Below are 10,979 nucleotides of genomic sequence, written 5' to 3' on the forward strand. Positions count from 1 at the left end.
CACCCGGCGCCTGGAAGAAGACGGCATCTTCTACTGGTTCGAGCATGAGGGCGGCCAGATGGGCTCGGTCGCGGCCAGGCACACGCTGGTGCTGGCCAATCACGAGTTCGGCTATGCCAAGAGCGAGACGTCCAATGTGCGCTTTGCCATGGGCTCGAGCGACCGCAACCACATCTCCAAATTCGAGAAGTCGTTCTCCTATGTGCCCGGCAAGCGCTCGATGGCCGACTGGAACTTCCTTGAGCCCAACGGCGTGCCGCAGGCCGACACGCCGTCGCTGGTGAAGCTGCCGGGCAACGACCAGTACGATCTCTACGAATACCCTGCCATCGGCGGCTATGGCAGCGATTCAGCCTCCGAAGGCATCGACCGCGATCGGGTCGAGGCGCAGTCGAAGCTCAGGATGCAGGCGGCGGAAGCCGAGCACAACCGGGTCGAGGGCCAGTCCAGCGTGCGCACGCTGGCGCCGGGCTTCCGCTTCACCCCCTATGACGTGTCGGATGCCGGCAATCAGTTCGAGGAGCATGTCGTCATCCAGATCGTGCATGTGGCCAGGGACCGCTCCTATGAGACGAATGAGGGCGATCCCGAATACGTCAACCGCTTCCTGGCCATTCCAAGCAAGGTACCGGCAACGCCGCACCGCACGGTGCCGCGGCCGCGCGTAGAAGGCACGCAAATCGCCATCATCGCCGGCCCTGAAGGCGAGGAGATCCACACCGACCCCCATGGCCGGGTGAAGGTCTGGTTCCCATGGGACCGCCGCGCCAGGAAGGATGGCTCCGACACCTGCTGGATCCGCGTGGCGCAGAACTGGGGCGGTGCCGGCTGGGGTGGGCAGATCATCCCGCGCATCGGCATGGAAGCGGTGCTGTCCCATATCGACGGCGACTTCGACAAGCCGCTCATCGTCGGACTGGTGCCCAATGCGAGGCAGACGACGCCTTATAGCCTGCCAGCGCACAAGACCAAAAGCGTGCTGCGATCGGACAGTTATAAGAGCACCGGTTTCAACGAGCTGTCTTTCGAAGACCAGACGGGGAAGGAGAACATGTTCCTTCATGCCCAGAAGGACCAGACGGTGAAGGTGCTCAACAACCAGACCAGTCGCGTCGATTCCAATGCACTTCATTCTATCGGTGCCAATCAGTCGCTGGAAATCGGCAACAATATGAGCCATCAGGTCGGCGGCGGCATGAACCTGGTGGTCGGCGGCGTCGGCGGCGTTGCCAACATCATTGCCGGTGGCGTGCTTGCCGCATTGTCCGGTTCAAGCGCCGGCATGCTGCAACAGGCGATGAGCCTTGCCGCCGCCGCTGCAGCTGATGCTCCCTCTGGCGGCGACAAGAATGCGGAAGCCGCCGGCGAGGCGGTTGATGCATCCAGCGGCGCCGGCGCGGATGCCGGCGATGGCGGCCAAGCCGTAGCGGCTTTGCAATCCGGCCTCATGGCCCAGGGTGCTCTTGGCGCTATGCTCCCCGGCATGGACAAGTTACGCAGTGGCATCAATGAGGCACTGGCCGGTGGAATGCGCAGCGAAGGTGGCAAGTCGATGAACGATGCCGGGGCTGCGCTCGCCGCGCAGGTAGGAGGCATGGTCGGCAAGGGCATTCTGCGCGAATTGATCAGCAATATGCAGGACACGAATGTCGGTATCGCCCAGACGGAGCAGGTCGGCGTCGCCAAGGTCGTGACGGTCGGGCAGGTCTACAACCAGAAGGTCGGCAACACCAAGCGGGTGATGATCGGCAAGGAGTTGTTCGTCGGTGTTGGTGGAGGAAAGGACGAGAACGGTGAGGAACAACCGCCGAAGTCAATCCTCATCATGAAGGATGACGGCACGATCCTATTGAAAGGCGTTCGTATCTACATCGACGCCGAAAGCCATATTCAGTTGATCGCTCCAATGGTCGACAACAATTGAGGTCGACCCGATGCCGGAACTCGTCAACCACACCCCTTACCCTAACTTCCGCTACTACAGCCAGGACAATCAGGGGCAGGAGTTCGGCGTCATCATCACCAAGGCGACCTATGAACTGGCGCCTTCTGGCCGGCTTCTGCTTGCGGAAGAACAAGCGCCGATGGTGTTCACCGACCTGTGCCACGGCGCGGTGAACGTTACATCCCTTTGGCATCCTTCCGACATGGTGCCGCACAAGCCGGCGACGGACATCATCGTCAACGGCGTGGCTCGCGTGCCGGGTGGGCAGCCTGTTCCATCCTGGCTGTGCGGCGTGAAGATCGAGGATGGCTCAAAGCTGGTGCTGGAGAAAGTGTTGCGAGTGACCGGCCCTCGACAATGGCAGCCGCGCTGGAAGCGGACGCTGAACGACGAGGAACGCAAGGCCTGGCGCAACCACAGGCAGCAGTTCGAAGGCTGGGATCTGTCCGAGCCCGACCCGGTCGCCGAACTGCCCTTGCACTACGAATATGCCTTCGGCGGCGAGGTGCCGCAGGGGCTGGACGATGACGGCAATCCACGCTTCGACACCGACCATCGCAACCCTCTCGGCCGCAGCAAGATCGATCCGGAATGGACCGATCACACAAGGCCGGTACCTGCGCCGCAGATCGAGGCCTTCAACGATCCAATTTCCGATCCTTACGCCAAGCCGGCACCGCAGAGCCTGGGTCCAATTCCGCCGGCATGGCTGCCGCGCCGGCCGCTAGGTGGTACTTACGATCAGAACTGGAAGGACAACCTCTGGCCGGCCTGGCCACCAGATTACGATTTCGCCTATCACAATTCGGCTCATCCAGACCTGACGGTGAAGCCCTGGCTCAAGGGTTCGGAACGCATCTTCCTGTCCGGATTGGCAGCTTGGGCGAAGATCGTTGCCTTCGATTTGCCAGGTGAACGGATCGCGATCGATTTCGTCGAGGAAGACGGTGCAGTCGTCAGTAAGGACATGGTACTCGACACCGTATTTCTCGATATCGGCGGCCCGAACCGGCGAGACTGGCGAATCTATCTGACCTGGCGGGTGAATTTTGAGCCCGATCGGTATGAACGGGCCAATCTGTACCCTATCCGGTCGACTTCGGCCGGTCAGTCCCAACGCCCGGAGTTGGTCACGCTGCATGAGTAAGATGGCCATGGTTTCGGCGCGCAAATGCGCCTCCAACGTTATCGCTTCGCGAGGCCCGGATGTGTGCCTGACGCCGGTCGGCTCGGCGGTCGTTCCGGTTGCCTATTCATCCATGGTGACGCTGGACAAGGCGGTCCGCTATTCGCCTTCGGTACGCGACAACGGCAAGTTCGACCTTCAACTGAACACTGCCGTTCCGGGTGTCACCGGACATGAACCCGGCACGGAGAAAGGCGCCGTTAGTCCTGGCTACAAAGGCATAGGCCTGGTGGATATAGCTTCGCCCTTTGTCTATTCGGAGGGTTTCGCCACATGGCACCATCGCCAGGATGCCTGGATCAATAGGCCTGACCCTGGGCCGCGCGAACCGCAAAAGGCGCTCGAGGACAAGACGATCAAGAGCGAGTGCAAGCAGCGCATCGAGGCGATCGAACGCGAAACAAATGCAATCACTGCCATAGAAGACCCGATCGAGCGCAATAAGGCAATCACTGCCGCCTACGACAAGCTGGCTCGGGAAGATCCTTCAAATCGCTGGATCAAGCTCGCGTCGATCGTTTCCGTTCAGGGCGGTTGCAGCATGAAACTTGTAAGGAGCCTGGACCCCGACGTCATCGCGGGGCTTGATCCGGACCCGATGAATGGAACGGGCCTGGACCCTTGGTACAACATGTACCAGGCGCTTGGTGACGCCAACAAGGCGATTTTCCGGGACATCTATCCGTTTGCGGCCTTCCGGGCCCGGCATGGGTATGAGCAGATGAAAAAATGCTATGCAGCCGAGAAGAAAAACCTCCCTCCTGAAATACAAAAGGCCTTCCAGGAGATTGACAACGGCAATCTTCGAGCCGGCGCTGATAATATTGCTATGTTCGAGCAAATGAAGATCGTGCAGCCTGTTTACGAAAAATATTCTGGAACGTTCGGTTTAATGGAAGTTGCGAACAAGCCATATAAGTTAATATCGGGAAAGAATACCTACGATATTCCGGTATCAACGCAATGCGGGGACAGCAATACGGTGCCATTTCGTGGCGAAATCGCTAATCCCAGGGATCGCGTCGGTTACTATAACGACCTCATGAACGCGCTGGAAAGGCAGCAAGGTTGGTGAGACCGCATCGTGAAGCATCTCCTGGTATTCGCCTGTGTCGTTGCACTGATCGGACTGTATTTCATGCTTAACTCTTCCGACGATCCCGGCAAACAGCCTCCTCGGTCGATAGAGATCCAACTCGGCCAGAGCGTCGCGGATTTCATGGTGGCCAACGACCTGAAAGAAGGTTCCGGCGGGCTCGGAGAGTTTACGGTTCCGGTCGACAAGACGGACGATCGGATGCCGATCTTCTTTACCGATGTCTGGGTTGCCGTTCGCTACAAGGACGGAGACTTCAGTCTCGATCTGCCGCCTGGACGAATGCTGGCGATCGGTCAAAGCGGGGGCATTATCACCAATTTCGATGTGAAGTTGAATGAGCAGCCCCATCCATTTGCGGTAGCCGACAAGGCGGCTCGCGCCTTTATCGATCAGCTCTTGAAGGCCGGATGGCGCAAGGAATCTCTTTTTTATCCAGAAAACGAGATGGACAGCAATTACACAAGCAATGCCAAGGCTTACGGCACGCTTGTGAGCGGATCGGGCAATAAATTGCACTACATCCTGCTGGACGTCAGCCAAACTCCTGCTTTCGACCCTAATCTTCCCGGCTCCGCGCCGATCACCCCCTCCGATCCAACGCCGCGCTTTCTGCCGCAACTGCAGATCTGGGCGCCTGAAAAGTTGCGCGATACGCGCGATGACGTCGTGCGTGCCAGACGTTTTCTTGCCGACACTCAAAAGGACACGCCACCGGGCTTGCGCACATGGCTCGATGATCCGGAATGGACGCCGGAAGCGCATGGCATGAAACAGATCGATGTTCCAAACCCGAACTGGAATCCTCAGAAACCCTGGCTCGGCAAGGAAACAATCAAACGCTGGCAACTGCCCGATGGCTCAACCCAACAATGAAGGTGCCTTGTTGGTTTGCGCTGGAGTGGAGGTTCTCGTGACTTTTGTCACTGTTTCGATTGGTGGGAAGCAGGTCATAAATGCCGCCTGACGACATAAAGACCAAAGAACGCGTTGTTCCAGGCGAGAACGATGCGACCCGCAGCGCCAATGCCGATGCAGTCTCCCTGACGGGCGCCACGGCGGCACCGGACGGGTACTATTATTGCCCGAAATCGCCTTATCAAAAGCAGCTCGAAGATCAGGCCAGGCCTCTCCGCGATGCCGAAGTCGCCAGACAGTGGAAGGGTATCACGGACTTCGCAGAGCAGGCCGGCTATGATTTGACCACCGAGTATGGACAGCGCATGACTGCCATGGAGGCCTCCAGCCTTATAGAGTCGGCGAATTTTGCCCAGAACCGTCCGCTGTCCGACTATCTCTCCGGCAATGACGCCAACAACCTGGCGTTCATGATTAACTCGGACAGAAATATAGCTCACCTGCAGTCGAAAGAGTTCGCCAGCTCTCCTTCAGATTATGCCGATCTCATCAAAAAGCGGTGTGCCGAAAAGCAAGCGATCACCGCTGAAACAAAGCTTGGCGCAATTGATTCGACCTTCAGGACGGCATCCGGAATGGGGGAACAGTATGCGAAGCTGACCAACGAGGCTGCCTTGGCTGCGCTTGGAGCACGAACGCTGTCTCCACGCGGCGTATTCAGCGTCAGGCGCCCTCCCGCGAAGGTCGAGGCGGTCGAGACTGGCGAGCCCGTGTCCGTGGCCAATGGCGAATATCTCGAGACCTGGCGCGATTTTCTCATCCCCGGCACCTTCGCCTTTGACGGCGCGCGCTACATGGGCCTCAAGCTCGGCCTGCCCGGGCGCTATCGCAGCCCGCTCGGCGCTTGCCAGATCTCGATGTTCGACGAGATCTTCTCCAATCCAGAGCGCGGCCAGCTCGTCTTCCACAATGACGAAGGCAAGCGCATCGGTTTCGAGCGGCCGTTCAACTTCTTGCCCGCCACCAATGCCGGCTATCCGCACCTGGAGCTCAAGGCGCCCTGGCTCAGGCAACTCACGCTGAAGGACGGGCGCATCACCAAGCATTTCCGGCAATATGCCGATGGCTTCTACCGGCTGGAGAAGATCGAAGATCTCAACGGCTTCGAGCTGATGCTGACCCGCACGATCGAGGGCTGGCTGGTGCGCGCCGATGGGCCCGACGGACTGTCGCTCGCCTTCGAGAACGACGCCAAGGGCCGGCGCACCAAAATCACCCTGATCGGCACGGACGGCTCCGAACTGGAGCTGGCGGCCTACAGCTATGACCAGCGCGGCCGCATGCTGTCGGCCGACTGCGCCTTCGGCATGTCGGTGCGCTATCAGTGGCAGGAAGCGAAGGACCTGATTGCCTCCTGGCACAACATCACCCGCGCCTCCGAGACTCATTTCACCTATGATGAGCAGGGCCGGGTCGTCCACACCGCCACCAACGGCATCTGGAACGACGACCGTTTCGATTACCGCGCAGGCGAGACCGCCTATTTGCCGGGTGGCAATGGCGCCGCCGCGCAACGCTTCCAGTATGACGAAAACGAGAACATCACCGCCGAGATCGACGCGCTGGGCGGCACGGTAAGCCACCGTTACAACAGGGCCGGTTTCCGGATCGCCACGAAGGACGCCAACGGCTTCGAATCCTCCACCCGCTACGACACCCGCGGCAATCCGCAGGAAAGCCGGGATGCGGAGGGTCGCGTCACCACCCATATCTGGGGTGACAACGGCGAACTCATGCTGGTCATCGACGGCGCCGGCAACAAGCGCAGATACGAGCACGACTTCCAGTCCAACGTCATCGCCGAAACCGATGCCGAAGGCCACGCCACGCGGCTGGTGCGCGACGACAAGGGCCGTGTGATCGAAACGCATTTCCCCAATGGCAGCGTCGAACGCCGAAGCTGGGATGAGCACAATCGGCTGGCAACGGTCACCGATGCCAAGGGCAACACTACGCGTTTCGACTATGACGTCTTCGGCCGGCAGATCGCCGTCACCAATGCATTGGGCCATGTCACGCGCCGCTCTTATCATGCCGGCGCCGGCGGTTTCGATGCGCCCACTGAGATCACGCGTCCCGACGGGGTTACCGTCACCCGGTCCTTCGACGAACAAGGACTGGTTTCGGTGGTGCGCGACGGCGAAGGGCGCGCCTGGCGCTACGAGAACGCTGCCTTCGGCGTGCTCGCCTCGATCACCGACCCCAAGGGCGGCAAGCTCAGCTTCGGCTACGATATCGAAGGGCGCATCCTCACCGTCACCAACGCCGTGGGTCGGGTCTACCGCTTCGGCCGCGACCTTGCCGGGCGGGTGATCGAAGAAGAGGACTTCGATGGACGAATCCGCCGCTACGAACGCGACGCTGCTGGCCAAGTCACCGCGATGCTCAAGCCGGACGGCGCGCGACTGACCTACGCCTATGACAAGTCCGGCCTTCTGCGCCGCATCGAGAGTTTTGCGCCGGATGCAGTCAAGGCGGACGGCAAGCCGCAGGATGTCACCCGCCTCTGGTATGACGCGCGCGGGCTGCTGGTCCGCGCCGAGAACAAAGCAGCGCTCGTATCTTTCGAGCGCGACAGAAACGGCCGCATTGTCGGTGAGACGCTGAATGGCGTGCGCACAAAATCGACACGCGATGCGATGGGCCAGCGTATCCTGCGCGACATGACCGGATCGGCGGGTGGTCTCACCGACTATGTGCGCGATCCGCTCGGTCAGGTGGAGCGGCTGACCGCCGGCGAAGCGGGTTTCAACTTCTCGCATGACGCACTGGGCCGCGAGACGCGACGCATCACGACGAGAGGTTTTTCGCTCGACCAGCGCTTTGACGCGGTCGGACAACTGACGGAGCAGCAGGCGGGCGGTGCCGCCGCTGCCGTCAACCGTGTTTCACCCTTCGGGGTCAATGTCCCGCTGGGCGGCGGCCCGCAGTCTCCAACTGCAGCACGGCGGATCTACGAATACGACCGCGCCTTCGCGCCCGTCGTCATCGATGATGCATTGTGGGGCCAAACCAGGCTCGCCTATGACGACAACGGGCAGCTCGCCTCAGCGGTCGGCCGTTCGAACTCGGAGAATTTTGCCTATGACGCGGCGCGCAATGTCACGGGCGCCTCATCGGTCGTGCATCAGGCCGGCATTGGTGGTGCGAGCTATCGCGGCGTGCCGATGGAACGCTGGACCTCGACACCGGGTGGCGTGGTGCAGATCGCGCGGGGGCCCAAAGGCGAGCGTATCCGGCTGATCCATGACGCCTGCGGGCGGCTGACCGAACGTCATGTCGAGCGCGATGGTTTTCGGCCGCGCAAATGGCGCTATGGCTGGGACGTGCATGATCGCCTGGTGTCGTGCATCGATCCCGGCGGAGACGAGTGGCTCTACCGTTACGACCCGTTCGGACGGCGGGTGTCGAAAGTCCGAAAGTTTTCGGAAGCCGAAAGGCGGCGGGCCGTCTCCAGATGGCCGGAGTTGGTTTCGGGCGATGGTTCACCTTCAGCCACCACCGGCGCTTCCAACGACAATGCCTGGCATCCGGACGACCTGCCGCAAGTCGGCGCCGCCTTCCTGTGGGACGGCGACCATATGGTGGCCGAGGCTCCCCTGCATCTCGGCGGCCGCGTTGCCTGGGACGAGGCGATACGCTGGCATTTCGAGGAGGACGAAGGCGCAACGCACCGGCTGCTTGCGAAAGAACTGCCTGCCGGAGCGAAGCTGCCGGACGGCTCGGCTCTCGCCGCTCCGGCGCTTTTCCCCATCGTCTGTGACCATCTCGGCACGCCAAAGGAGATGTTTGACGAAAAGGGCAATCTCGTCTGGGCGGTGGAGCATCATGTCTGGGGCGAGGTACGCGCCACCCGCACGTTCGGCAACCTCGTAGCTAGGTCTTCGCACGAGCCTTTACCGGAGGACCTCCAGTGCCCCTGGCGCTTCCCCGGCCAGTACGAAGACGCCGAGACCGGGCTTTATTACAATCGCCATCGCCACTACGATCCGCTGACCGCCCAATACGTGTCGCCTGATCCGATCGGATTGGCTGGTGGAGACAGACCACAGGGATATGTGCAGAATCCAACCACATGGATCGACCCGCTTGGGCTGGCCGCAACAGCCAGATCAGAAATTTTCTACAGAACGATGTCAAAGGCAGACTTCGAGCATTTGCAGAGGACTGGAAAAATTAGGCCAACCAGCGAAACGTTTGTCTCTCCCTCCGAAGCCTATTCAAGACAGTATGATGGTGTTGTTGTTAAATTTGAAACGCGGCCCGGAACAAAGGCAGCACTTGAGAAATTGGGCGGTAGACATAAAGGAAACCCGGCAACCGCCAGGGAATACCCCAACATGCCCGACGCTGGAAAAGGATGGGCTCAAACCGGAACTATGTTTAAGAGCGAGGGCGGGGTTAGCAATATCGGCCTGGGTCGCGGCCCCGGCATAGATACCTTTAACAATAACATTACTCGATTCGAGTCCATACAATGATCCCTGCAAACGACATTCAGAAGATGAAAGATTCCTACTATAAATCAGAGTTCTCGAAGCGGTTTTATGATTTTGAAAAAGCTTCTCCAAAAATCGACATAAAAGACATAATCGCTACATCTATAAGAGAAAGAGACTCCAACGCCTTCTCCATGGCAATGGATCTTGGGTTTCATTTTAAATTTTTCGAAGAAGAATCAAAAGCTAACGATACTGAGCGGAATGAAATTTGCTCTATGATTGGATATACTATCGAACAATACTGGCACAACGAACACGAAAATATCGTTGAAGTTTTGCAGATGATGCATAGTCCTGCCGCTGTTGAACCCCTTCGGCGTGCCGTTTTTGCAAAGCCTCCATTGCTGGTCGAAACTGACGACGCTGACGGTTTGTCGCGGAAGGCGATATGGGGTTTAGGAAAGCTGATCTTACCCGTTCGTGGTGGACCTGTGGATGCCGCAGCGAGAAAAGCAGCGTTTCAGGAATTGACCAAACTCGCCAACCACCCAGACACCGTCGTGGCCGCGAGAGCCAATGAACAACTTGAAAGATTTGCCGCAAGTGGCTTAGATCTTAGCGCTTGAAGCACAGATCCCAACCTCTATCTCGGCGGGCAGATTGTAGATTTTTTCTTTGGGAAGCAGCCGAGAGACATCCTCGACTTGACCGTTATCCAAAGTATTTTTTACCAAATCAGCATAATCGCTAATATCCGAAATGCTTATTATCCAGTCGTCGACATATTGACGCAACGCATCGCCCGACAAGCCTACTTGCAGGCTTCTGGCGGACAATGGCTGCATATGAAGGTCACGTTCGGGATCCCATTGGATGCGAACATCGGATTGAAGCAAGCGCTTTTTCCATTCCTCTTTGGTGCCGTAGAGACCGGGCTCAAAGTGGCTCAGGCACGAATTTGACAAAGCGCTTTCAAATCCAGTGCGTTTGATCTCGATAGCAAGGATGCGTTTCTGGTTTGGATCCTTTTTGCCCCATCCAGATCGATACATCATCCACAGGAAAGATGGCTTGATCCAGGACATCCTGGTCAAGCTGAATGGCGGCGAAACGAAGGTTCCGTGTTTAAGCGCTGCATCAGCTATGGCGTCATTGTATGCTTGATACACACGTATCGTCGTCTCGTCGTAAACTGCTCGAATTTGATGGATCATGGTTCAGCCAATCTATTGAGTTTGGGGCTCTCAGGAAACGAAACCGTAAATGGCCATATGGCGGAAGATCCGCGATCGATAGTTTCTGTTTATGTGAGACACCAGCCATGCAGCGGCAGACAGACCACCAGATTGAGTACGGCGAAGACCAGATAGACTTCCTGCCAGCTCAGCTGGC

At 58.7% G+C, this 10,979-nt stretch carries 7 protein-coding genes; 6 read left to right on the forward strand and 1 reads right to left on the reverse strand.

All coding sequences use genetic code 11. The features are described 5' to 3' along the window. The 6 genes from tssI to L4923_RS29880 form a co-directional block, all read left to right on the forward strand. Positions 1 to 1,924: type VI secretion system tip protein TssI/VgrG (gene tssI / locus L4923_RS29855; RefSeq protein ID WP_239370739.1), on the forward strand; the 1,924-nt coding region annotated here is incomplete at its 5' end. 10 nt (positions 1,925 to 1,934) lie between these two features. Continuing rightward, complete coding sequence (locus L4923_RS29860) at positions 1,935 to 3,092, forward strand: DUF2169 family type VI secretion system accessory protein (protein WP_239370740.1); 1,158 nt, start codon at positions 1,935 to 1,937, stop codon at positions 3,090 to 3,092. Then, entirely contained in the window at positions 3,085 to 4,206 is a 1,122-nt protein-coding gene (locus L4923_RS29865; RefSeq protein WP_239370741.1) for a DUF2515 family protein, read from the forward strand. Before L4923_RS29860 ends, L4923_RS29865 begins: the two co-directional genes overlap by 8 nt. 9 nt (positions 4,207 to 4,215) lie before the next feature. Then, positions 4,216 to 5,103 carry a hypothetical protein gene (locus L4923_RS29870; protein ID WP_239370742.1) on the forward strand — a complete coding sequence of 296 codons (888 nt, stop codon included), beginning with the start codon at positions 4,216 to 4,218 and terminating at the stop codon, positions 5,101 to 5,103. 80 nt (positions 5,104 to 5,183) lie between these two features. Next, positions 5,184 to 9,626: an RHS repeat-associated core domain-containing protein gene (locus L4923_RS29875; protein ID WP_239370743.1), complete on the forward strand. Its 4,443-nt coding sequence runs from the start codon at positions 5,184 to 5,186 to the stop codon at positions 9,624 to 9,626. Beyond that, positions 9,623 to 10,213 (forward strand): hypothetical protein, encoded by a 591-nt coding sequence (locus tag L4923_RS29880; RefSeq protein ID WP_239370744.1) that lies wholly within the window; start codon positions 9,623 to 9,625, stop codon positions 10,211 to 10,213. The genes L4923_RS29875 and L4923_RS29880 overlap by 4 nt, the downstream gene beginning before the upstream one ends. Here the strand turns inward: L4923_RS29880 and L4923_RS29885 are convergent. Continuing rightward, positions 10,196 to 10,801: a DUF4291 domain-containing protein gene (locus L4923_RS29885; RefSeq protein ID WP_239370745.1), complete on the reverse strand. Its 606-nt coding sequence runs from the start codon at positions 10,799 to 10,801 to the stop codon at positions 10,196 to 10,198. The genes L4923_RS29880 and L4923_RS29885 overlap by 18 nt on opposite strands. Positions 10,802 to 10,979: the final 178 nt, after the last annotated feature.

The sequence above is a fragment of the Terribium retamae genome, assembly GCF_022347545.1.
GTDB lineage: Bacteria > Pseudomonadota > Alphaproteobacteria > Rhizobiales > Rhizobiaceae > Mesorhizobium > Mesorhizobium retamae.